The organism is Cyclobacterium amurskyense (genome assembly GCF_001050135.1).
In the GTDB taxonomy this organism is placed as follows: Bacteria; Bacteroidota; Bacteroidia; order Cytophagales; family Cyclobacteriaceae; genus Cyclobacterium; species Cyclobacterium amurskyense.
In genome coordinates, this window is record NZ_CP012040.1 from 3,928,235 (window position 1) to 3,949,571 (window position 21,337).

General features: G+C 36.8%; 22 protein-coding genes and 1 pseudogene. 15 read left to right on the forward strand and 8 right to left on the reverse strand.

Features of this window, described 5'->3' with window-relative positions; all coding sequences use genetic code 11:
* Positions 1 to 43 precede the first annotated feature (43 nt).
* The gene (locus CA2015_RS24870; RefSeq protein ID WP_157470501.1) at positions 44 to 181 is read left to right on the forward strand and encodes a hypothetical protein; all 138 of its coding nucleotides are present in this window, start codon (positions 44 to 46) and stop codon (positions 179 to 181) included.
* 303 nt (positions 182 to 484) lie between these two features.
* On the opposite strand, the gene CA2015_RS16115 is transcribed toward CA2015_RS24870, so the two are convergent.
* From CA2015_RS16115 to CA2015_RS16130, 4 genes and pseudogenes are all read right to left on the reverse strand, one after another.
* Positions 485 to 730, reverse strand: a complete 246-nt coding sequence (locus CA2015_RS16115; RefSeq protein WP_048642825.1) for a hypothetical protein — start codon at positions 728 to 730, stop codon at positions 485 to 487.
* 63 nt (positions 731 to 793) lie between these two features.
* Positions 794 to 1,699: pseudogene (locus CA2015_RS25155) on the reverse strand (tryptophan 7-halogenase).
* On the reverse strand, positions 1,696 to 1,845 hold the full coding sequence (locus CA2015_RS25435; RefSeq protein ID WP_084011824.1) for a tryptophan 7-halogenase: 150 nt from the start codon (positions 1,843 to 1,845) through the stop codon (positions 1,696 to 1,698). The pseudogene CA2015_RS25155 and the gene CA2015_RS25435 overlap by 4 nt, the downstream one beginning before the upstream one ends.
* A 193-nt stretch (positions 1,846 to 2,038) precedes the next feature.
* Positions 2,039 to 2,683 carry a sulfotransferase family 2 domain-containing protein gene (locus CA2015_RS16130; protein WP_048642828.1) on the reverse strand — a complete coding sequence of 215 codons (645 nt, stop codon included), beginning with the start codon at positions 2,681 to 2,683 and terminating at the stop codon, positions 2,039 to 2,041.
* A 25-nt stretch (positions 2,684 to 2,708) separates the two neighbouring features.
* On the opposite strand from CA2015_RS16130, the gene CA2015_RS16135 reads away from it, so the two are divergent.
* Genes CA2015_RS16135 through CA2015_RS16145 form a run of 3 tightly spaced genes read left to right on the forward strand, consistent with a single transcriptional unit; the run spans position 2,709 to position 4,699 of the window.
* Positions 2,709 to 3,509, forward strand: coding sequence for a glycosyltransferase family 8 protein (locus tag CA2015_RS16135; protein WP_048642829.1), 801 nt, complete (start codon positions 2,709 to 2,711; stop codon positions 3,507 to 3,509).
* Entirely contained in the window at positions 3,502 to 4,071 is a 570-nt protein-coding gene (locus CA2015_RS16140; RefSeq protein WP_048642830.1) for a sulfotransferase, read from the forward strand. Before CA2015_RS16135 ends, CA2015_RS16140 begins: the two co-directional genes overlap by 8 nt.
* The gene (locus CA2015_RS16145; protein ID WP_048642831.1) at positions 4,061 to 4,699 is read left to right on the forward strand and encodes a sulfotransferase family 2 domain-containing protein; all 639 of its coding nucleotides are present in this window, start codon (positions 4,061 to 4,063) and stop codon (positions 4,697 to 4,699) included. Before CA2015_RS16140 ends, CA2015_RS16145 begins: the two co-directional genes overlap by 11 nt.
* A 10-nt stretch (positions 4,700 to 4,709) precedes the next feature.
* Here CA2015_RS16145 and CA2015_RS16150 read toward each other — a convergent pair whose 3' ends face one another.
* Positions 4,710 to 5,294 carry an aspartyl/asparaginyl beta-hydroxylase domain-containing protein gene (locus CA2015_RS16150; RefSeq protein WP_048642832.1) on the reverse strand — a complete coding sequence of 195 codons (585 nt, stop codon included), beginning with the start codon at positions 5,292 to 5,294 and terminating at the stop codon, positions 4,710 to 4,712.
* Positions 5,295 to 5,411: 117 nt separating this feature from the next.
* Here CA2015_RS16150 and CA2015_RS16155 point away from each other — a divergent pair, with 117 nt between their 5' ends.
* Positions 5,412 to 5,834 (forward strand): lasso peptide biosynthesis B2 protein, encoded by a 423-nt coding sequence (locus tag CA2015_RS16155; protein WP_157470505.1) that lies wholly within the window; start codon positions 5,412 to 5,414, stop codon positions 5,832 to 5,834.
* Between the two features lie 39 nt (positions 5,835 to 5,873).
* On the opposite strand, the gene CA2015_RS16160 is transcribed toward CA2015_RS16155, so the two are convergent.
* From CA2015_RS16160 to CA2015_RS16170, 3 genes are read right to left on the reverse strand one after another with little or no spacing between them, the layout of a single operon-like run.
* On the reverse strand, positions 5,874 to 7,673 hold the full coding sequence (locus tag CA2015_RS16160) for an ABC transporter ATP-binding protein (protein WP_084011826.1): 1,800 nt from the start codon (positions 7,671 to 7,673) through the stop codon (positions 5,874 to 5,876).
* Between the two features lie 51 nt (positions 7,674 to 7,724).
* Positions 7,725 to 8,567 carry a sulfotransferase domain-containing protein gene (locus CA2015_RS16165; protein ID WP_048642834.1) on the reverse strand — a complete coding sequence of 281 codons (843 nt, stop codon included), beginning with the start codon at positions 8,565 to 8,567 and terminating at the stop codon, positions 7,725 to 7,727.
* Positions 8,560 to 9,477 (reverse strand): phosphoenolpyruvate carboxykinase (ATP), encoded by a 918-nt coding sequence (locus CA2015_RS16170; protein WP_048642835.1) that lies wholly within the window; start codon positions 9,475 to 9,477, stop codon positions 8,560 to 8,562. The genes CA2015_RS16165 and CA2015_RS16170 overlap by 8 nt, the downstream gene beginning before the upstream one ends.
* Before the next feature lie 314 nt (positions 9,478 to 9,791).
* Here CA2015_RS16170 and CA2015_RS16175 point away from each other — a divergent pair, with 314 nt between their 5' ends.
* The 10 genes from CA2015_RS16175 (at position 9,792) to CA2015_RS16220 (ending at position 21,260) form a co-directional block, all read left to right on the forward strand.
* Positions 9,792 to 11,222, forward strand: coding sequence for a lipopolysaccharide biosynthesis protein (locus tag CA2015_RS16175; RefSeq protein ID WP_048642836.1), 1,431 nt, complete (start codon positions 9,792 to 9,794; stop codon positions 11,220 to 11,222).
* Positions 11,219 to 12,220, forward strand: coding sequence for an STELLO glycosyltransferase family protein (locus CA2015_RS16180; RefSeq protein ID WP_048642837.1), 1,002 nt, complete (start codon positions 11,219 to 11,221; stop codon positions 12,218 to 12,220). Before CA2015_RS16175 ends, CA2015_RS16180 begins: the two co-directional genes overlap by 4 nt.
* Entirely contained in the window at positions 12,217 to 13,173 is a 957-nt protein-coding gene (locus tag CA2015_RS16185) for a GDP-mannose 4,6-dehydratase (protein ID WP_048642838.1), read from the forward strand. The genes CA2015_RS16180 and CA2015_RS16185 overlap by 4 nt, the downstream gene beginning before the upstream one ends.
* Before the next feature lie 3 nt (positions 13,174 to 13,176).
* Positions 13,177 to 14,133 (forward strand): glycosyltransferase, encoded by a 957-nt coding sequence (locus CA2015_RS16190; protein ID WP_048642839.1) that lies wholly within the window; start codon positions 13,177 to 13,179, stop codon positions 14,131 to 14,133.
* A 6-nt stretch (positions 14,134 to 14,139) separates the two neighbouring features.
* Complete coding sequence (locus CA2015_RS16195; RefSeq protein WP_048642840.1) at positions 14,140 to 15,156, forward strand: glycosyltransferase family 2 protein; 1,017 nt, start codon at positions 14,140 to 14,142, stop codon at positions 15,154 to 15,156.
* A complete protein-coding gene (locus CA2015_RS16200) occupies positions 15,153 to 16,433 on the forward strand; it encodes an O-antigen ligase family protein (protein WP_048642841.1) in 1,281 nt (426 codons plus the stop codon). The genes CA2015_RS16195 and CA2015_RS16200 overlap by 4 nt, the downstream gene beginning before the upstream one ends.
* Positions 16,366 to 17,541 carry a glycosyltransferase family 4 protein gene (locus CA2015_RS16205; RefSeq protein WP_084011828.1) on the forward strand — a complete coding sequence of 392 codons (1,176 nt, stop codon included), beginning with the start codon at positions 16,366 to 16,368 and terminating at the stop codon, positions 17,539 to 17,541. Before CA2015_RS16200 ends, CA2015_RS16205 begins: the two co-directional genes overlap by 68 nt.
* Positions 17,531 to 18,856, forward strand: a complete 1,326-nt coding sequence (locus CA2015_RS16210; RefSeq protein ID WP_048642843.1) for a phenylacetate--CoA ligase family protein — start codon at positions 17,531 to 17,533, stop codon at positions 18,854 to 18,856. The genes CA2015_RS16205 and CA2015_RS16210 overlap by 11 nt, the downstream gene beginning before the upstream one ends.
* Before the next feature lie 86 nt (positions 18,857 to 18,942).
* Positions 18,943 to 20,040: an ATP-grasp domain-containing protein gene (locus tag CA2015_RS16215; RefSeq protein ID WP_157470506.1), complete on the forward strand. Its 1,098-nt coding sequence runs from the start codon at positions 18,943 to 18,945 to the stop codon at positions 20,038 to 20,040.
* 74 nt (positions 20,041 to 20,114) lie between these two features.
* Entirely contained in the window at positions 20,115 to 21,260 is a 1,146-nt protein-coding gene (locus tag CA2015_RS16220; RefSeq protein ID WP_048642845.1) for a glycosyltransferase family 4 protein, read from the forward strand.
* The last annotated feature ends 77 nt before the right edge of the window (positions 21,261 to 21,337 follow it).

Genomic DNA, 21,337 nt, shown 5'->3' on the forward strand with positions numbered 1-21,337 from the left:
TTATTTAAATTTAACAAGAATTAATTTTTAAACTAATAAAAAAATGGCTTCAACAACAAACAGCAATCAAAAAGATAAAAAAGAATGGGTTAATCCTGAGTTTTTAACAGAAAATATTCAGGAAACCAATAGCGGTGGATGGTCTTCTGGTTCTTTAGAATCTGGCTGGTATGGCTCATAAACTATGAATTTTCAGTAGATTAGTATAGCCTGTTCAATAATTACTTAGGTTATTGGGTGATTTATAATTACAACAAATTGTTGTTGTCTTCCTATTACAATAGCAGTAAAAAATGTGCAGCTGATTGGATGCATTTAGAGAAGATTTTCCATTTACCTGCCCTACGGAATTAGATTGAAATTCCGGAGCATATTGGCACTATTTTTTTGAGTGTGAATTATTGGTAAAATAGCGGTTCGCTTATTCAAGACCAAAGGGTTTTACAATATATTTCACGCCTTTTTGAATTGTGTGTTTTTTGAGCTAAAAGTTATATTTAAATGAAGGGCTATACTCTAAATAACTAAGACTCGCTTCATGAGAAAAGGCCTTTAACATGATTTTTTCATTTAAGGTCATGATTTTGTTGGCTTCTCCCAGTTCAGGTTTATTGGTTGCTAATTTCCCCCAATCATAACCACTCCCTAACATAACCAGGTCGAAAGAAAAAGTGCCAAAAATAGCATTCTTTTCTATGTGCGGTAAAGGATGGGTTTTATCTAAAAACAATGGTCCATTTTATGTATAATATTTTAAGTTGTATTTAGCTTTAGAAGTTGTTACGTTAGCTTCTTATATGAAGTATTTTTCAAATTTTTCCAATTGAAAAATAACCATGTGCAATCCAGTAGATTCCAGCGGTTCTACAAAAGCAAAGGCATTCCCTAAGGCATTGGTGTTGCCTGACCAACTTTTTTCGTACTTCCGTGATTTAAAATGGATAACTTTTTCATCATTTACCTCAGGACAATAATTCCTCAACTCACTTCTTACCTCGTCTGCTGAGCAAAACTTGTCAGAAAAAACATAACCTAAATGGTTTTCCTTTTGTGAAGGCGTTTCCCATAACCAACCTTGATTTAGCGTTGATGCTGTGGTATAAGGTTTAATTCCATTTGTATGGTTGGCTTTTCCTAGAATGGCGGAATTGGTCATCAGGCTGTCTCCACAATCTACTCAATTGGTATTTAAGGCTTTGCCCAATAAATGGCTTGAAAACTCTGTACAATCAAAATACATGTCGAATTTCAATTCCTTCTGCTGATCCGTTTGTAAATAATCTATTTCATTGTTTTCTTTTTTATGAACAGCTTTTTCAATTTTAGTGTCTAAATGTTCTATCTTGGTAAGGCTGATTTTTTCTTTCAGGAACTTCACTATAATTTGGTTATCAATATGATAGGACAGTCCATTATTGATGTATATTGGTAAACCCTCTCCATTTCTGCTGATAAATGGCGTTTTATCGTTTGCCATTAGGCGTGTGTTAAGAGAAGTGAAATCCAGACTCTGTTTTATTCTTAAGGAAGCAGCAGTATGCATTATTCCAAAGGGGTTTAAGTAATGCTTGTCCTCTTTTCTTCCCCAATTGAATTTTACACCTAATTTTAACGTGGGCTTGGTGGCTTTAAAAAATTCCTGAACAGAAATACCAAGCATGTTATGAATAAATTTTAAAAATAAAGGGAAGTGGCTTATCCGACGCCTATAATAGGTATCTTGGAACTTTCTATAAGTGTAATGCGCTTATACTTGAATTTTTTATTAAGAAACAATGCCGTTAAATAACCTGCGGTGCCTCCCCCAATTACGCCAATGGTTTGTATGTCTTTTAATGCTGTTATTGTTTAAAAAAAAAAGTTCATAAATTATAATAGTTAAGTTAAGCAAGAATTAACTTTTAAACTAATAAAAAAAGGCTTCGACAGAGAGCGGCAATCAAAAAAAATGGGTCGATCCTGGTTTTTTAACAGCAAATTATCCTATAACCAATAATAGACTTGTGAGGTCTGGAATAGAAGATAAAAGATACAAAGACTAAATTTTTTTTAAATCGTCAATTTTAAACAAATCAAAATCCTTTTTATAAAAATGACTGATTAAAGACTGTAACTCTTCGTCATAATAAGACCTATAGGGGAGATGATTGGACGAATTGATTTTTTCTGGTGACTTAAAAGGTAAATTTAGCCTTGAAAAAACACTTTTAAGGTCTTTTTCCATGTTTTCGGTTTGGCCAATAAAATCAACTAAAATTTCATTATGTTCACCTGTGATATAATCACATTGAGGTCTAAAGAAAAGACTGGTTTGATTTGATTCTCTCTGAATCAATAATTTCATATATGCCCTGCATTTGGTTACATTGGTATATTCTTTGGATAGTAATGGGTGTTTAAAAAAGCAAGCAGAAACAAACCTTTCATAAGGGTTACGCATAAAAGCAAATTTTAGATAGCTGGTCCATATTTCCGGACTTAAGTGAGGTTTGATCTCAAGTGCAGTGATATGCCCATTTTTGCGCTTCTTAAAATCCCCCGTTTGTAATTTTGAATGGTGAAAAAGTGCTACCTGTTCTTCGTCTCCAACTTCCAGAAAAGGTCTTAGGGCAAAACGAACAGCATGAGTACCTGTCTTAGGTATGGCAAAAGAAATAAATTTATGGCTATGGCTTATGATCATGGGATTTTAAATTTTAAATTTGAACATGCGCTATGTTCTGGTTACTGTATGTTCTCCTGAGTTTTTTTTAGGTACAAAAGTGCTTATACAATCCTTTTTAAAAGAGAATTCATGGTATGAGGGAGAAATAATTGTTATTAATGACGGACTAACAAGTTATCAAAAAAATGAATTGGAAGAAAGATTCAATGTTTCATTTGTTGAGATCGGTGCGGGTTTGAATGATAAAATCACCCATTTAATTAAAGTATTTCCTCATTTTCATCATTTTAAATCTAGGTTTTATTCGTTAGAATGTTTTTCTTTTCAAAATTACGACAAAATTTTATTTTGCGACAGTGATTTACTTTGTACAGGTGACATTAGGAGGCTTTATGAGAATGAGGAAAATTTCTCTGCAGCCTGGGATTATCGTAAAATCATGGGTTATGTTCGGCACCAAGATTCCTTTATGTTCTCAAAACCTGAATTCGTTCCAGAAAAGTTTAAAGAATTTTTCATTTCAGGACTCTTCAATACAGGGGTAATGGCCATTGGAGCCACCTTGGTTAAACAAAATGCCTATCAACGAATATTGTATGAATTAATTCCAGAAACCTATGAGAAGATAAAAACAGGGCATACGGATACAGTGGTTTTAAATAAATTGTTCTTGGATCAGGTGACATGGTTGGATCAAAATTACAATGCCTATTGGCCTATAACTTCAAATATGGCAACGGTTGAAGGTTTTATTCATTTTATTGGGAAACAAAAACCTTGGTCTGCAAATATAGACCATAAGAATAAATGGGTTCGTAAATGGTGGGAGTATGCCAATGAATAAGCCTAAAGTATTTTGTGTTGGTTTTCACAAGACGGGAACTACGTCAATCGGGAAAGCTCTGGAAGCATTGGGGCTAAAGAATGTTCATGGTGCTGGTTTGATTAGGAGTGCCGTTGGAGATAGACGGATGATGGAAATGCTTTTTAGAGAAGATTATGAATTGTTTTTTAAATTGGCTGAAAGTTATGATTCATTTAATGACAACCCATGGTTTAAAATTTACAAAACCCTCGACCAGCACTTTCCGAATAGTAAATTTATACTGACCTTGAGGGAGGAAAAAGAATGGTACGAAAGTGCGGTTAGGTATTTTGGAAAGTCAAGTTCAGCCATGAGGCTTTGGCTCTATGGCAAAGGAAACCCGCATGAAAACAGAGAAAGGTTTGTGAATGTTTACAGGAAACACAATCTTGAAGTACAAGATTATTTTACACATCGACCTTCTGATTTATTGGTGTTACCCCTTAATGAATTGAACAAAATGAATAAAATTACCAGTTTTTTGGGTTTGCCCGAAAACGGAATTGTATTCCCACATTACAATAAAGGTCATGATCATTAGCCATAAACACCGGTTTATTTTTATAAAAACAAATAAAACAGCAGGAACGTCTTTTGAAATAGCCTTATCTTCTATTTGCGGTCCAAAAGATATTTTGACACCTATTTCACCAAAAGACGAAAGGGTAAGGGCCTTTTTGGGTTATTGTGGTCCTCAAAATTACCAAAATAAAGATGTATTATTTCGTGCGCACACTTCCGCATCCTCTATTAAGAAGAATATAGCGCCTGAAATCTGGGAAACCTATTTTAAATTTTGCTTTGAGAGAAATCCATGGGACAAGGTAATTTCCCACTACTATTGGAGAGGAGGAGAAATAAAATACAAAGGATTGGATACGTATCTTGAAGCGGGGGAATTGGGGAAAATCAAAGCCTTTTCTCAATATGCTTATGGCGATAAAATATTGGTAGATAAGATTTATAAATTTGAACAATTGAATCAGGCCGTTATAGCCCTTAAGCAACGTTTGGAATTGCCAGAATCGTTTCGTTTACCTGATTATAAAGCCAAATCAGGTTTTAGAAAATACCAGGCAGATTACAGGACTTTTTACACTAAACAACAACAAGAATTAATTGGAAAAACATTCAAGCGAGAAATCAATTTAATGGGATATCAATTTTAATGTATTTAGTTCAAGCCAAATCATTTTGAGGAATCTTATTAATCGCGCCGTCTAAATATTCAAAAATAAAATGAATTCTGGCTGTTATTCCGGTGTTTTTTACGCCATGCAATCCTGAATTGTCTACTTCTACCGCTGTTCCTTTGGTGAAATTATAGGAAACACCACGAATGGTAAAAGCCACATCTGGATTGGTGATAATTGGAACATGGATTTTATGAGGGATCCAGCCTCTGGTATTTCCGTCTATATGCTCTGGAATAATGGTTCCGGGTTGCATTTTGGCAAACATTACCCTGGGGAAATAGCCTGATTTGTAACCAAAGGGCTTAACAGCTTGTTTCATGATGGGGAGTAAGATACTTCGGTATTTCTCCCATAAAGGCAAGTCAAAATAGTCTACTGGATCACTTTTTTTATTGCTCCAACGGAAATTAATATGGTTCACCTGGGCCAAAGAATATTTCTTGTTGGGATTGATGGCTGCGTCGGTATCCCATTGTTGCATTAGTTCAGGAAGGAGCTGTAACAAAGGTAAAACATCCACTTCTCCAAGCACCCTTACTGAATTTGTCTTATTGCTGTTTTTTTCCATATGAACCTAAAAATTAATGAAGATAAAATTAAACTAAAAATGACTATTTTTGAGAAATTCAATGGTTTTTTTAGATATAAATTACGTTGCAAGAAACTAAAATATAAATAATTTACCGTGAAATTATACGATTTCAAATTAATATTTTTGGCCTTTACTTACAGTGCTTTTATTAGGTTTCTGATGTGCTTCGTCAAATTTAACCAGTATGAAAAGCTGTTAGGTACAAGAAATCATAAATCACCAATAGTCCAACCTAGGCCGGATGAGTTAGTGCATATTGATCGAATTCAAAAGATTATTTACAGCGTCAATAAATACACTCCCTGGGAAGGTAAATGCATGGTCAAGGCTCTTTCTGCAAAGTGGCTGTTGGCAAGTAAGGGAATAAAAAGTACGTTGTATTTTGGTATATCGCCCGATAGAAATCCAAACAAGCCACCCAAACTCCTCGCACATGCCTGGTTAAAAGTAGGAGATGAATTTATATCAGGGAGAAAAGGGCACCGCAGGTATAAAGTGGTTAATTTTTATAGTTGAACCCTTTGTGATAATTACCTAAATGATTTTCCTAAACATTTAAAACCTTTGTTGTTGATAGAGGTTTTGAAAAATACCTTGCTCACTGGCCAATTGGCTGAAATTACCCTCTTGAGCTATTTTTCCTTCATCTACAACATATATGTGATCGCATTCTTTTAAATTATACAAACGATGGGTGATCAATAAAATAACCTTATCGGCCGCAACACGTCTAAGTTGTTCGAAGATGTGGTTTTCTGAAAGGGCATCTAATGCGCTGGTAGGTTCATCTAAAACCACAATGGATGCATTCCGGTAAAATGCCCTTGCAATGGCGAGTTTTTGCCATTGCCCACCACTCAGTTCCTGCCCTTCAAAGAAAATTCTCCCCATTTTTGTATCAACTCCATTTTTCAGTTGGTCTATAAAGGTATCCGCATTGGCATCAAAGATGGATGTATCCAACCGATCTGTATTGATAGCATTCTCATCATCTCCTATGGAAATAATTTCTTTTATGGATAGAAAGTATTTTTGAAAGTCCTGGAAAAGAAAAACTGTTTTCTTTCTAAAATCAGTAGGATTTATTTCCTGGAGTTTATGGTTGCCTATAATAATATCGCCTTCCTGAGCATTGTATAAACCAGAAATTAGTTTCACCAGCGTTGATTTACCTGAACCATTGGCTCCCACCAAACCTATCATTTTACCCATAGGTAGCGTCATATTTATGTTATTGAGTACCTCTGGAAAATTTTTTCCATAAGAAAAACTCAGGTTTTTGATCTTAATACTGAAATCTTTGTCTGGGAAAGGGGTACTAGAAGGTTTTTCTACTGTTTCAGCAAGCTCAAAAAATTTAAAAAGGTCTCTGAGAAAAATTCTTTGGTGAAATAAATTGACCAGGGCGAGAAGAAAACCCTTTAGGTTGGATTGAATTCTTTGAAGTCCCTGTATATAGACTACCAATAAACTAATGGCAATGGTTTCCAGAAATGCTTGTTGGACCACTCCAAATAAAACTATAAAAAGAGCGATAACCTCAAGACTTTCTGCCAGCAGGCTGTAGCGAAGCAATTTTTGCTGAAGTGCTTCTTTCTTGGTGAATATATGCTTTCTTATTTTGCTAAATCGTTTGATAAAAGACTGCCCAAAGTTTAAGGTTCTTAATTCCTTGGCATGTGTTGTAGAAGTCAGTATCTGATGATAATAGGCTGCCTGACGTTCCATTGGAACCAATTTCTTCTCCAAACGATGCAAGACATAGCCATTGTACCATTTCACAATGGCTAAAGGTAAAACCACCAATAAAATAATCCATGCGTAAGTGGTGATAAGTGTAAAAAAATAAGCCATTAAGAACAGCAAGCTAAGAACATTGGTGAACAAGACTTGAAAATGTTGTAAGATTAAGGGCAATTTATACAAAGCTTGCTTCTGGGCAAGGTGAACATTGTCATGGTACTTGTCATCCTCAAAATAAGAAAAGGGTATGGCAATCGATTTTTCCAGCATCAAGCCTATGGTGTGGTCGGTAATTTTCTGCTGTTGAATTTGTCCGAGATAGGAAAGCAATTGTTGAATAAGGTTAACCAATAGTTGCCCCAGTCCTAAAGCAATCAACCAGAACATTACCTGCTCAAAATCCCTGTCCAACGACATGATTTCATCAAAAAGGGATTTAGTGGCATATAAGATCCCCACAGGTAAGATGGCTACCAATATTTGAAAGAAAAATTGTAAAAGTGTATTATTAGGGCTTACCCTAAAAGTAAGTTGTAAGGCCTTGTAAAAATCCTTGCCAAACGATAAAAACCATGCTTTACCTGAACACCATTTGTTTTTAAATTTTACCAATCGTTTAAATTTTATAATAAGTTATACACTAAAAAACAAATTCATTGTATATCACAGATAGCCCAATCTAGCCATCATTTTTTTGTTTTTATTAATAATTTCATTCACCAAATGGGGAGGTATCTCCTTTAGTCCTCGTCCAGTTTCTCCCTTATTGAAAAAAACTTTATTACTTGAAGGCTTCTCGAAAAAGCCAAACTTTTCTTCTTGTTGTTTTAAATTTTCAAAAGAGCAAGCAGTAATGGCTTTCTCTATTTTTGCTGTATTATATGGGATACCTAAAGTTTTCAATGCAAAAGGAAAAGTTTCGTAAGGTTTATTTTTCATGTCTTCATATTTCACCAGATGGACAGGGATTTTCTTTTGATTAAGCCATCCTTCTACATGTTGGGTCCAGGAGCCCATAAACTGGTAAATTTCATGAGAGGAGTTGTTTTTTTTGGATAAATATCCTTTTTCATTGTTTATAAACTGCCTTGCGATCTTTTCATAAGATACAGCTTTATGGTTGGCAAAAGAAAGGGCCACATCAAGTGGATTTCTTACAATATAAATGATATGTCGGCTAGAAACTTCAGGAATGATAGGGTTTTGACTTTCAAAGGAAGAGTTAAAGGCATCGTGAATTTTAACAAATAGGGGTTCTTTCAGAGATTTATTCAATTCACTATACGCGAGCTTTCGTAACGGCTGTAGTTCATCTATGTGAAGATCATCCAAGCAGGTGTCTAAATATAGTTCGGGCAATCGTTTATTCGAATACCAAAGTTTCCCATGGTTCAAATTGCAGAGGTTCACTTGTCCATCATTGAAAAAAGCACTCAAAAATGCCCTAAACCATGTATTTCCTGATTTCGGGTAGGAGGCTAACCATATGATATTTGGTTCAGCCATTTTTTGAAATGATTTGCTTATCGATAGCCTCGGCAAAATCTTTAAAGCTTGTCATTTCTCTAGGTCTTGAAGCCAGCCAGAAAGAGGTGTTTTTTGCTAAATAAGTAAGGTCCTTGAATTTTAAATTATTCTTTCCCATTCCGCTAAGCCATTGTTTTCGGTAAAAGTTATCATTTAAATACCCAAAACCTTCTTTGCCATTAAGATCGGTAATTTCAATTTTTTCCTCTCCAATTTTTAAGAAAACAAGGCCTGCAATTTCTCTGGGGCTAGGATCAAATGTGTCATGAAACAGAACACCGTATTTTTCTACGGCAGGGCGTATCTGGTAAATGCTTTCTTGGTCAAAAACAGTTTGCGCTTCAAGGGTGTTTTGCCATATACGGATCATGGGGTAGGAGGGAGTGACCATGTTTTTATTGGCCGTATTATGAAACATTACTATGTCATCAGAGAAGAGGGGGTAGCCAAGCTGATGCAGCATTAAGGCAGTAGTGGATTTTCCCACTCTGGAAGGGGCCACAAAAAGCCAAACTTTACCGTTTTTATCGATTATACCGGAGGCATGGATGAGTAGTTTGTTTCTTTGAAAAAGAGCTGCGGCCAGTGCATTGGAATAGAAAAAAACCAAGACGGAATCCATGTTATCAGTCAGTGGCTGAATAATTATTTCATTGCCGTTTTTAACAAAATATTTCCCAACTTTTGGCATCTCATATAAAAATTCATCGGCATTGAATCTACACATTGCCCGGGTAGTGGTTATTGACTGGGAGAATAAACCATCCGTTTTACCAATCTTTACAACAATAGTGTCGTTTTCAGTTCCATTGTCCACTAAAGGTTGGAAGGCGGGTAGCACAATCTCCGACCTTATGGGAATACCAAAAACGGTGTATAAATAACTCATAGGGTAAATATTGAGCAATTTTTTGGCAAAGCAAAACCTATTTTTCTCTGTATTTGATATCAAATAATTTGCAATACGGTATGTATAACAAAAAATGCAATTCGAAATAATTAAAATGCTTTTAAAATTATATACAAATTTTGTTTTTATTTTTAGTAAAAATGAAGTTAATATTGGGGTCGAAAGTCTTCATTTATAATTAAATTGATGTGTTTTTAAATGGTTTGAAATAAAACAGAAAACTGGATGAATTATAATGAAGTTATGGGACTGATGTGGCGAAGCTATGTTCCTTATAACGTGTGTTTTAGGGTTTGAGCCAGACAATTAAAAGGGCAGTTATTTGGAATAGCCTAGAAGTTTTTGGAAACCAAATTCTGGGAATATCCTTAACTGTAATATTGGCCCGATTACTTTCTCCTGAAGATTTTGGTTTAATTGGAATGGTTTCAGTGATTACAATGGTTTCTTCGGTTGTAATAGATGGAGGAATCGCTGCCACCGTCATTCAAAAACCAGAATTGACCAAACGCGGATTGTCTACCTTATTTTTTCTGAATATGGCCTTAGGCACTTTTGTGATTTTTGTTGTATATATAATTGCTGGCCCAGTTGCCTTGTTTTTTGATGAACCACGCCTTGTATTATTGTTGCAGGTGCTGTCTTTAGGCTATTTTCTGGGAAGTTTGCAAGTGGTACAATATGGTTTGCTTGCAAGGAAAATGGCATTTAAAACCATAGGGAAAATTAGAATTACCTCCCAAGCCATTGCCGGAGTTGTTGCTGTTATTATGGCATTTTCTGGCTTCGGAGTGTGGGCCTTGGTTTTCCAAAGCCTCATTTCTGTGACTTTGGGAACCATTTTGTTCTGGAGATTTGGAAAATGGAAGCCAGTTTTATCGTTCGAATGGTTAGTAGTTAGGGAAGCCTTTGGTTTCAGTGGATTTTTAATGCTTTCATCCCTAATCAACCAAATGGCGGATAATTTTTATTTTGTTTTGATAGGCAGGTATTTTCCAACACAGCAATTGGGGTATTATTTTCAAGCGAATAGGATACAGCGGATTCCGGCACTTAAAATAAATCAAATTGTTCAACAATCCACCTTTCCTGAATTCTCTAGGCTTGCCTCAGACAAGACAGGTTACATCGCATTTTTTTATAAAAGCCTTCAAAATGCTTTGTTTTTCAATATGCTTGTGATGGGCTTGTTACTGGTTAATGCAGAACACCTTGTACTTTGGTTATTGACAGATAAATGGGCAGCAGCAGTTCCCTTTATCCAATGGCTCAGTTTGGCATCTTTTTTTTTGCCTGTGATGGCCTTGTGCAAAAATTACCTTCTCGGGGTTGGTAATGCTAAAATGCAGTTTAAAATAGTATTAGCCAATGTATTTCTTTTGATTATAGTAGCATTTATCACCATTCCCTACGGCTTGATGCCTTTAATTTATGGACAAATTAATGTTGCCCTTGCGACTGCAGGCATTTATTTACTGACCATCCAGTTTAATTATAAGGAAAGCATGGGCGACGTATGGCAATTGATAGCAAAATATACATTGGCCACCATAGTAAGTGCAATGCTGGTGTTTTACCTTCCAGTTCTATGGGACCTTCACTATAGCATTTCTATAATCCTTTCTACCTTTATTTTCACCACTGTCTATATTGTTTTATTAATACTATTAAAAGTCAATAATGAGTACTTACAAAAAATTAAAAATCTTTTTAAAATAGCATGATAGTAGTAGTGACCACCATTGCATCACCAACAAAATCGATGATAGGTCTTTCCGATTCCTTACAGAACGGGAATAGAATAATTGTCATTGGAGATAAAAAAGGTCCAAATGCATTTGATTTAAGAAATGCGGATTTTTATTCTTTGAATAAACAGCAAACCCTAAATTATTCCTTGGCAAAAATACTGCCTGTTGGCCATTATTCAAGAAAAAACCTGGGCTATCTTCTGGCTATGAGTCAGGGTGAAAAATGCATTTATGAAACGGATGATGACAACCAGCCAAACAATCTATGGAAAAAAAGATCTCTGGAAGTTAAGGCTTTGCAAGCCAAGAATGATTCCTGGGTAAATGTATATGCTCATTTTTCAGATGAAAAAATTTGGCCTCGGGGATTTTTACTGGACAGGATCAATTGCGAAAAATCACTGCCCTCAGTAGGAGAGCAATTGATTGATTTACAGGCACCAATTCAACAAGGATTGGCAGATAATTCACCAGATGTAGATGCCATTTGGAGGTTGGTAGCAGACAGACCCTTTTATTTTCAAAATAAACCAAGTATAGCATTGGCTAAAGGTGCATGGTGTCCCTTCAATACGCAATCTACTTGGTGGTGGGAAGCAGCTTTCCCTTTACTTTATTTACCCAGTTTCTGTTCTTTTAGAATGACTGATATCTGGAAAAGTTTTATAGCTCAGCGCTGTTTATGGGAAATGGGACATTCTTTGGTTTTTCATGCTCCTGAAGTTGTACAGGACAGAAACGAACATGATTTAATGCGAGATTTTGAAGCCGAAATTTCAGGATACCTGCAAAACAAGAAATTAACAGGAATCTTGGAAGAGTTGCCTTTATTATCTGGAACCGATAATGTCCTCGATAATATGATCACCTGCTATGAGGCATTGGTAAAAGCGGACATTTTCCCTTTAGATGAGCTAGGCTTGGTTTATGCCTGGGCAAATGATTTAAAAGAAATACAAAAAACCAAATGAAGAAAGTCTTAATAACAGGTATCACTGGAATGATTGGCAAGCATCTGTCCAAGTTACTGCAAGCGGAAGGCTATGCCGTAGCGGGATTATCCAGGGCCACTTCCGCTTCGCGTTATGAATCTACACCCAATGGATTTAAATTTTATCAGGGTGATATTTTGGACAATAAATTTCTTAAAACAGTGTGGACGGATTGGAAACCCGATATCGTTTATCACCTTGCTGCGCAATCTTACAATGGGGAGAGCTGGAAAGCAGAGGACACCACCTATTTATTTAATATCCAAGGTACAAGAAACGTTTTAGAAGCTTGTTTGGCATACAGCCCGGAAGCACGCGTGCTGCCTGCCTGTTCAAGCGCTTCTTATGGATTTGTTCCAGAAAATCAGCAGCCTATTCAGGAAGATAGCACTCCCCTGAGGCCCATCAGTCCCTACGGAGTTACCAAAGCCAGTATGGAAATGATGGCCAGGCAATTTTATTTCAACTATAAACTGGATGTCATTCTGCCACGCCTTTTTATACATGTTGGCCCTGATCATCCACCAGTCACAGCCCTACAAAATTTTGCCAGGCAATTGGCAGGTATTAAATTAGGGATCCAGGACCCGCTACTAAAAGTAGGTAACCTGAGTTCTTCCAGAGATTTTGTAGATGTACGGGACGGCGCCAGAGCATTGGTAACATTGGCCCAAATTGGAAAAAGTGGCGAAACTTATAATATTTGTACAGGCAAAGCCTGGACCATGCAGGCGTCCTTAGACAAGATTATCAACATTAGTGGTTTAAAGGTCAATGTAGAGACCGATCCTAATTTATTTCGACCTTCAGACGAAAAAGTGCTTTTGGGTGACCCCACAAAAATAATGGGATTGGGTTGGAAACCTGAAATTACTTTTGAAGAGACTTTGCTTGATATTTACACCAATTGGTTAAAAAGGTTAGAAAAATAGGCTATGAGCAAATTACCTTTTTCATTGGTCACCACTTGTAGAAATGAAATAAAGTCACTTCCCAGGTGGAAGGAAAATATTTTGTCTCAGGATAGATTTCCTGATGAAATTGTAATTGTGGATGCTTTTTCCAATGATGGTACCTACGAATTCCTTTTGGAATGGCAAAAGGTAGAGTCCAGAATAAAACTTATTCAAGCAAAAGGAAATGCAGCAAAAGGCAGAAACATGGCCATTAGAAAAGCATCCTATAATATAGTGTTGTCTACAGATATGGGGGTGCGGTTATCTGACAATTGGTGCAGTTCCCTCATTACTCCATTCGAAGAAAATGCGTCCATTGAAGTAGTGGCTGGTAGTACCTGTATTGACAAAGAAACGTTAAAGGGGCCAGTTGGCAGGGCCGAATTTTACATAGAAAATGGAGGGATTGCCAAGCTTGAGGAAGGTTTTGTTGTAGGAAATAGGTCAGTAGCCTATAGGAAAATTGTCTGGGAAAAACTTGAAGGATTGCCTGAGGATTTGACCTTTTATGCCGACGATTCGGTATTTGGAAGACAGGTAGTAGAGGGTAAATTTAAAATGGCATTTGCTCCTGCTGCCATGACCTATTGGGCAAGGCCTGAAAAATTAACTGACTTTTGGAAAGAGCAATTTAATTATGGAAAAGGAGAGGGTGAGGCCAACATTAAAAAGCCTTATTTTTTCAGGTTGTATGAGAATGGAAAACTCTTCTGGCCAATGGCAGTTATAGGCAATGCACTTTGGAATACCTACAAGCAAGCCAACTTTAAAGCATTGGGTAGGGCCATAAGGGTATTCGACATTTCAGCCATGCTTGTCCTTCCTGTATTGGCTTTCGGAAATGGTTTTTATAGAATTAGAGGTTATAAGATAGGCCACGAACATGGACAAAAAAACTGCATCGCATGTCGAAATCGATTGCAATTGGAATGGTAGTTCCTATTGTTCTTCACTCATTATTACAATTCTTTTATTGAATTTAATCTGAAAGTTTCTATTATAATTCCCGTTTTCAATGGCGCCGTACTGATAAAAAGGTGCCTGGAAGCTGTTTTTTCTCAAAAATTACCGAAAGGCACAGCGCTGGACGTTATTGTCATAGATGATGGTTCTACTGACGAGACGGTATCACTACTCCATAATTTTAGGCATCAAATAAAAATCTTAACGCAGACGCGTAAAGGACCAGCTGCTGCGAGAAATCTTGGTATACATCATGCTTCTGGGGATTTCTTGGCGTTTTTAGATGCAGATGATTATTGGTATCCTGATTTCATTTTGGAGACTACTGATTTTTTGATAAAACATCCCACAGCCATAGCAGTATCCGTAGGGCAGCTTCACAAATTCGCCTCCAATGAGGGGACTATACTACCAGCATTCCTTAGAAGTAAAGAGGCATTCAATACGGATGGATGGATGTTGAATGATTTTTTTCCTTTTTGGGCAAATCACAATCATATATGTACGGGTTCTGCTCTTATCAGGATGGAAGTGATCCATAAGGCTGGTGGCCAATTAGAGGACATGCGGATTAGCGAGGACCTGGAATATTGGGCCTATTTGTCCACCTTTGGTACCTGGGGCTTTTTACCCAAGGTTTTATTTGTCAGCGATGGGGATAAAGTGACTAGAAAAATTGGCTGGTGGAAAAAAAAGCAAGAGCGTTGGCATAAAGCCCCTGATCTTGATACCTGGGAAAAACGCTTGTTGACAAGGTTAAAAAAACCATTGTCTGAAAATTATCTTCTATGCAGGGCCAGGGTGGGTAAGAGTTTAGGTTATGCAGCCTTACTATCGGGTCGGTTGGAAACGGGCAGGTCTATTATTTTATCCTGTAAAAATCATCTTCCAAATGATAAGTTATCAATACTACTGAAATACGGTTCCAATAATAAACTTCAATGGTGGATTTTGTCTAAGGTTTTAATATACAGAGAGAAAAACAGAAAAATTTGAATGCTGTTGCAGAAAATAGGGTGAGTACAAAGATTGGTCTATTGGATTTTTTCTTTATTGGCGGCCTCCCAGGTGGAGTTTTTCTTTTTAGAAATTTATTGTATGTGTTGGTACTGCGTCAAAGAGAGGCTGGAGAAATGGCTACAGTGGATGCTTCTGCAGGTGTGCAGGCTGTATTTTTAGTGGTTGTGTTGCTCGTAGGGGTTTATTATTTTATTCATCATGAACTGATCCGATATTTTATAGGAAACTCTGCTTTCAAGTGGTTTTTTCTTTTTTATGGTTTGGGCTTAATAAGTGCTATTTGGAGTGTAGACCCCATACTTACGCTCTATCGGGCTACAGAGGCCATTGCCTATGCCTTACTAATATTTGCTGCAGTCTATACCATTTATTGTAAAGTTGGTGCTGAAGGCTTGCTGCGGTGGTTGTTATGGTATTCTATTTATGCAATAGTTTTGGGAGCACTGGGGAGAATTAAATTGTTAGGCTTTGGGGCTTTTGGCTTAGGGACTTTTCTTGAACAGCAAATGACGTCAACCCCATTTTTCTTTATGGCTTTACTTTTCCCATTATCTCTTTGGATAAGAGTACCCATTTTAACCATATCCATCTTAAGCTTTTCAAATACAGCTTATTTAGGGATTTTATTGGGGACATTTGCGCTCAAAGAAGGTAGTAAATACTTGAAAGCTATTTTTTTCTTTGGAGGCATATCTTTATTGGTTATACTACTTTATTTTGGTGCAGGTGATGTACTAAAAAATACTGTTTTTTATGGTAAAAAAGGGGTGGGATTAGAATACACGTCTGGAAGAGATAAGATTGCAGCACTTTCCTGGGAAGAATCCATGAAGCAACCACTAATAGGGTATGGATTTGTAGCCGGTGAGATTTCTGTAATTTCTGAAACGAGGGGATCGGGTGTTATAGGTGCTCACAATGGTTTTCTTTCTGCACTTTTGGGAATGGGGATTCCGGGGGCATTGCTTTTAGCTGTTTTTTTAGTGAAAATTTGGTTTACTTCTAAGTCGGAGGTATTCCCTCCACTTATCCGGTCAGCATTATATGGCTCTTTTTTAATGATCTTGGTGCATACCATGGGTAATCCTGGAATTGGCTCCCGTGTCTATGGAGCCTGGATTCCTTCTGTTTTGATTTTTACTGTAATATCAGTATTATACAGCCACTTTAAACAACTTACATTATATGCGAATTACCTGGATAACCCGGAGTTTTCTGGATTACAGGATACCACTGTACCAAGAGCTAGATAACTTATCAGGGGGCCAGTTAACGGTTATTTACTTCAAGGACGTAGTTCCAGAACGCTGCAGGAAGAAGTTGGATAATGTACTAGTTGACAGGGCTATAGCTTTGAGTGGGGAGTGGAGGTTGACAGGTAAAAAAAAGCAACCCCTGTCTGATGTAAAAAAGCAATCCATCAGGATACCATTTCAGCCAGGGCTTGTTCGAGCGATTAAAGAGAGTAAACCGGATGTGATGATTAGTGATGGATTTTTTCAATGGACTTATGCTCCTTTATGGCTTAGAATGATTCATAAAATCCCTCATATTATGTGTTATGAAGGAACTGTTCATACAGAAAAGAATGCTGGGAAAATAAAAACCATCTACAGGAAATTAGCAAAAAATGCCATAGATGAAATCGTCTGTAACGGCAGCTTGAGTAGAGCCTATTTGAATAAATTAGGCGTTTCAAATTCCCATATTACAGATGGAAACATGATAGCCGATTTAAGCGCAAATAGTCTTGAAGAAGTTTCAGGTTTGCCATTAGATAAACCAACAAAAAAATCAAATTTGGGCCTGAACCAATATGTATATGTATATCTGGGACGATTGGTACCCATTAAAGGCATCCAAGAAATGATTAATGCTTGGATTCCAACCATGGGATTGGTTAAAGAGGCAAGTTTGTTAATACTTGGGGATGGGCCTGAACGACCAATAGTAGATAAAATCATTGAGCGATCCTCCTGCAAGAATATCGTATTTACAGGTGAATTGGATTATTCGGTTGTACCTGATTTTCTTTCATTGGGCGATATTTTTTTAATGCCAACCCTACAGGACAATTGGTCTCTCGTGATTCCAGAAGCAATGTCTTTAGGCTTGCCTATCCTATGTTCGAATTACAATGGTTGTTGGCCTGAATTAGTTAAAAAGGAAAATGGTTGGGTGTTTGATCCTCTCGATAGTGAGAGTTTCAAATTGACCTTGTTGTCTTCATGGGAAAAAAAAGACAGTTGGCAGGAAATGGGGAAAGTATCAGAAGCAATAATTGCTACCTATACACCTTCCTCAGTAGCCAAAAATATTATATCATTAAGCAAAAAAATTACCTATAACCGTGCAAAATAAATTTGGATCAGGAATATACCTGAGGAAATATGATTTTTTTAAACCTGGAGCAAGGAAGGGGTTTGAGGAAGTTATAGCTTTTCAAAATTTATCGAAAGAAGAACAGGAATACCTTAGTTGGAAAAAGGTGGAGGCATTACTTGAACATGCTTATAAAAATGTGCCTTGGTACAGTCGCAATTTTAAAAAGATCGGTCTATCCCCAAAGGACATTAGCCAACCCCAATACTTTAACCAGGTGCCTGTGATTACTAGGGAGGACCTAAAAGGTAATTTCAATGAATTTATCTCTGACACCCATAGAGGAAGGAAAATTAAAATAATCACCACTGGAGGCAGCACGGGAGTTCCGCTAAAGATTGGCGTAAATCCCAAAGCCGTAAGAGAAATGCAAAAATGGCAAATGTTTTCCTGGTGGGGCTTAAGTCCTGAAGTAGATATGGCATCAATTTACAGAGAAATCCCCATTGGAATTCTAACAAAGTTGGTTCTTAAATTTATCAATTGGCCGAGAAAGGTGACCTCATTAAATGCTACTAACTTATCCGAAAATAGCATAAAAGCTTTTTTAAAGGAGTTTGAAAAGAACAAACCTGAGGTTTTACATGGATATTTGGGGGCACTGGATTCGTTGGCTGATTATATTTTAGACCGTCAGATCAGTCTGCCTTCTCCTAAAGTGATCTGGTCTACAGCAGCTCCACTTGCCAAGGTTCAGCAAAGAAAGATTCAAAAGGCTTTTGGAGCACCTGTTTGTGATCAGTATGGCTGTAGTGAAATGTATTTTATCGCTGCATCATGTCCGGAAAACAATGGCCTTCATCAATTTTCTGATGCGATTAAATTAGAGGTTCTGGATGGGAAGGGTTCTCAGGTATCTATTGGGGATAGGGGGAAAATCACACTCACCAATCTCAATGAATTTGCTTTTCCGCTAATAAGGTATGAGAACGGTGATCAGGGGAGATGGTTGAAAAGCAGTTGTAATTGTGGGATAAACCTACCACTAATGGACCAAGTAAAGGGCCGAAAGAGTGACAATTTTAATCTGCCCGACGGTTCAGTAATTTCTGGTGAATATTTGACCACCCTTTTTGATGATTATCCAGATGCTGTGAAGAGGTTTCAAGTAGTTCAAAACAAAGACCTATCCATTGATTTAAATGTTTCTACGAATGGACAACAGGACAAAGTGTTAAGGCAGGTAAAACAAGGCCTGGAGGAAAAGGTTAAGTATCAGGTAGCGGTGGTGTTAGTAGTTACCGATGAGTTTCAATCATTTGGTGGTAAGCTTAGATACGTTATTAAGAATTAGCCGTGAATAAAACACACAAAAAGGCAAGTGATCTTTTAAGAATCCCTTTTTTTAGGGGCAGGAAGGCACTGAACAGGTGGAGGTATATGGCCTTTAGAATCCCTTTTTTAGAACGAAAAATCGTCCAACTAAAAAAAAAGAAAGGGGAGTTTCTTGAGGTTGATAGACATCGTTTTTTGGATACGGTACCTCCGGTAAAACTACAGCATAAATTACCTAAAGATTTCAGGGTGGGGTTGGTCAAGGATTTGGACAATTACAATGGAGAAATTCAAAAGGTTGCCCATTGGTATAAATATGAAAGGTTTTTAATTCAAAACAATATTGCCTATGATTTTTTCTCGGTCCATAGTAGCAATTGGGTCGACTGGGCACAAAAATTCAATTTAATAGTATTTAGGCCAGACATATCCCCTTGGGCTTTACACGAAGCGAGGTCAAAAATTTTCTTTATTGAGGAATATTTAAAAATACAATGCTTTCCTTCTTACAAAGAAATTTGGTCCTACGAAGATAAAATTAATCTGCAATACCTCTATGCTTTTCATAAAGTCGAACATGTCCCCACCTTTATTTCTCATGATCAGGCGGAAACACTTGAATTCCTGAAACAAACGGAGTTCCCATTGGTTTCTAAAATAATTAATGGATCAGCATCTAAAGGAGTACATCTGATTAAGAATAAAAAAAAGGCAGTAAAATTCGTAAAGAAAGTATTTGCTGAAGGTCTCTCTACTTATTGGCCAGGATTTAATCAAAAAAACTATGTCTATTTTCAACCGCTTATAAAGCACAAAGGGTATGATCTAAGGATTATCATTGTAGGAGACAAGGCATTTGGATACTACAAGCTGCTACCCAAAAATGATTTCAGGGCTTCCGGAAGTATGCACATTCAAAAGACTACTTTACCAGCTGAAGCGGTTGAAATAGCTTTGGATATAAAAAATAAATTTAACCATACCTTTTTGGCAGTAGATTTTTTGGAGGACAGTACAAATGACAAGTTTTTGGTAATAGAAACATCTGTCTTTGTAGACATCTATACCTCCTCACAATCTATAGTAAATGGACTGCCAGGTTATTATAAAATATCAACGGCTCCTTTTAAAATGGAATTTTGTCAGGGAGAGGTATGGTTACAAGAACTTATTCTAGAAGAATTATTAAAGGGAAAACCATAAGAAACACTTCTAATTTTTAAAATCTCCTAAAAAGCTTCCTCGCTCATCTTTTTTACTTAAATGTTTTATATAACTTGAAAATATTATTCATTCATAATGATTATTTTGAACCTTCTGGAGAAGAGCATGCTGTAGAAGGACTTGCCGCACTTCTGGAAGCCAAAGGACATCAAATCATTTGGTACAGGAGGGGATCTAGGGAAATGGACAAGATGAAATTTGGCAAATTAAGAGCCGGTATTTTAAGTTTATACAATCCAAAAGCAGTAAAAGATATAGATTCAATTATCCGTAAGGAGCGTCCGGATGTCGTTCAAGTTCAAAATGTTTATCCCTTTATTTCCCCTCGAATTTTGAAGATGGTAAAAAAGCACAAATTACCTTTGGTAATGCGATGCCCAAATTACAGGTTGTGGTGCCCTACTGGATTGTTCTTGGATCGATCGGGTCAAATTTGTGAAAAATGTACTGGTCCTACCGGAGAACTTTCATGTATAAAAAAGAATTGCACAGGATCAAATTTAAAGAGCACCGCTTATGCCCTTAGGAATTTCGTTGCCAGGAAGTCAGGTGTTTTTTCTAAATATGTTGATACTTTTATTGTTCAATCTGAATTTCAACGTGAAAAATTTGCCTCCCTTGGGATTCCAAAGGAAAAAACAGTAATTGTTCCAGGGTTGACCCCGCCAATGTTACCAAGTAATCTCAAGTTTGAAGCCAAGTATTATACTTTTATAGGAAGAGTAAGCAAGGAGAAAGGAGTGGATGATATATTCAGAGCGGCATCAACTCTTCCGAATTTAACCTTTGCAATTGCTGGAAGGATCGGGGATAGGTTTGATATTTCAAATGCACCACCCAATGTGATTTTTAAGGGGTTTCTATCAGGGCTTGAATTGGATGATCTTTACAGAGAATCCAAAGCCATTTTAGTCCCAAGTCGCTGGTATGAAGGTTTTCCAAATGTAATTACTAAAGCCATGTACCATGGTAAGCCGGTGATAACCTCCAATATGGGTTGTTTTAATGATATAGTATCCCATGGGGAAACAGGACTGATGTTCGATATTAATAACAATTCTGGGTTAAAAGAGGCCATTTTACAGATAGAAAATGACCCTGTAGGTGCTTCAAGAATGGGAGAAGCAGGTAGAATAGTTTCCGTAAAAAAATATGGAAATGATCGTATTTATAGTAAATTAATCGAGATTTATAGCTAAATTATATTACTAATTTTTTACGAAATTTATTCATTTATATAGTAAGCCTAAATGTTTGATAGGTTCTGCGGTAACTT

What these genes read in the sequence shown, in the direction of transcription:
- CA2015_RS24870 (WP_157470501.1), top strand. Translation starts at nt 44, where the DNA reads ATGGCTTCAACAACAAACAGCAATCAAAAAGATAAAAAAGAATGGGTT.
- CA2015_RS16130 (WP_048642828.1), bottom strand. Translation starts at nt 2,683, where the DNA reads ATGATCATAAGCCATAGCCATAAATTTATTTCTTTTGCCATACCTAAG.
- CA2015_RS16135 (WP_048642829.1), top strand. Translation starts at nt 2,709, where the DNA reads ATGCGCTATGTTCTGGTTACTGTATGTTCTCCTGAGTTTTTTTTAGGT.
- CA2015_RS16140 (WP_048642830.1), top strand. Translation starts at nt 3,502, where the DNA reads ATGAATAAGCCTAAAGTATTTTGTGTTGGTTTTCACAAGACGGGAACT.
- CA2015_RS16145 (WP_048642831.1), top strand. Translation starts at nt 4,061, where the DNA reads ATGATCATTAGCCATAAACACCGGTTTATTTTTATAAAAACAAATAAA.
- CA2015_RS16150 (WP_048642832.1), bottom strand. Translation starts at nt 5,294, where the DNA reads ATGGAAAAAAACAGCAATAAGACAAATTCAGTAAGGGTGCTTGGAGAA.
- CA2015_RS16165 (WP_048642834.1), bottom strand. Translation starts at nt 8,567, where the DNA reads ATGGCTGAACCAAATATCATATGGTTAGCCTCCTACCCGAAATCAGGA.
- CA2015_RS16170 (WP_048642835.1), bottom strand. Translation starts at nt 9,477, where the DNA reads ATGAGTTATTTATACACCGTTTTTGGTATTCCCATAAGGTCGGAGATT.
- CA2015_RS16180 (WP_048642837.1), top strand. Translation starts at nt 11,219, where the DNA reads ATGATAGTAGTAGTGACCACCATTGCATCACCAACAAAATCGATGATA.
- CA2015_RS16185 (WP_048642838.1), top strand. Translation starts at nt 12,217, where the DNA reads ATGAAGAAAGTCTTAATAACAGGTATCACTGGAATGATTGGCAAGCAT.
- CA2015_RS16190 (WP_048642839.1), top strand. Translation starts at nt 13,177, where the DNA reads ATGAGCAAATTACCTTTTTCATTGGTCACCACTTGTAGAAATGAAATA.
- CA2015_RS16205 (WP_084011828.1), top strand. Translation starts at nt 16,366, where the DNA reads ATGCGAATTACCTGGATAACCCGGAGTTTTCTGGATTACAGGATACCA.
- CA2015_RS16215 (WP_157470506.1), top strand. Translation starts at nt 18,943, where the DNA reads ATGGCCTTTAGAATCCCTTTTTTAGAACGAAAAATCGTCCAACTAAAA.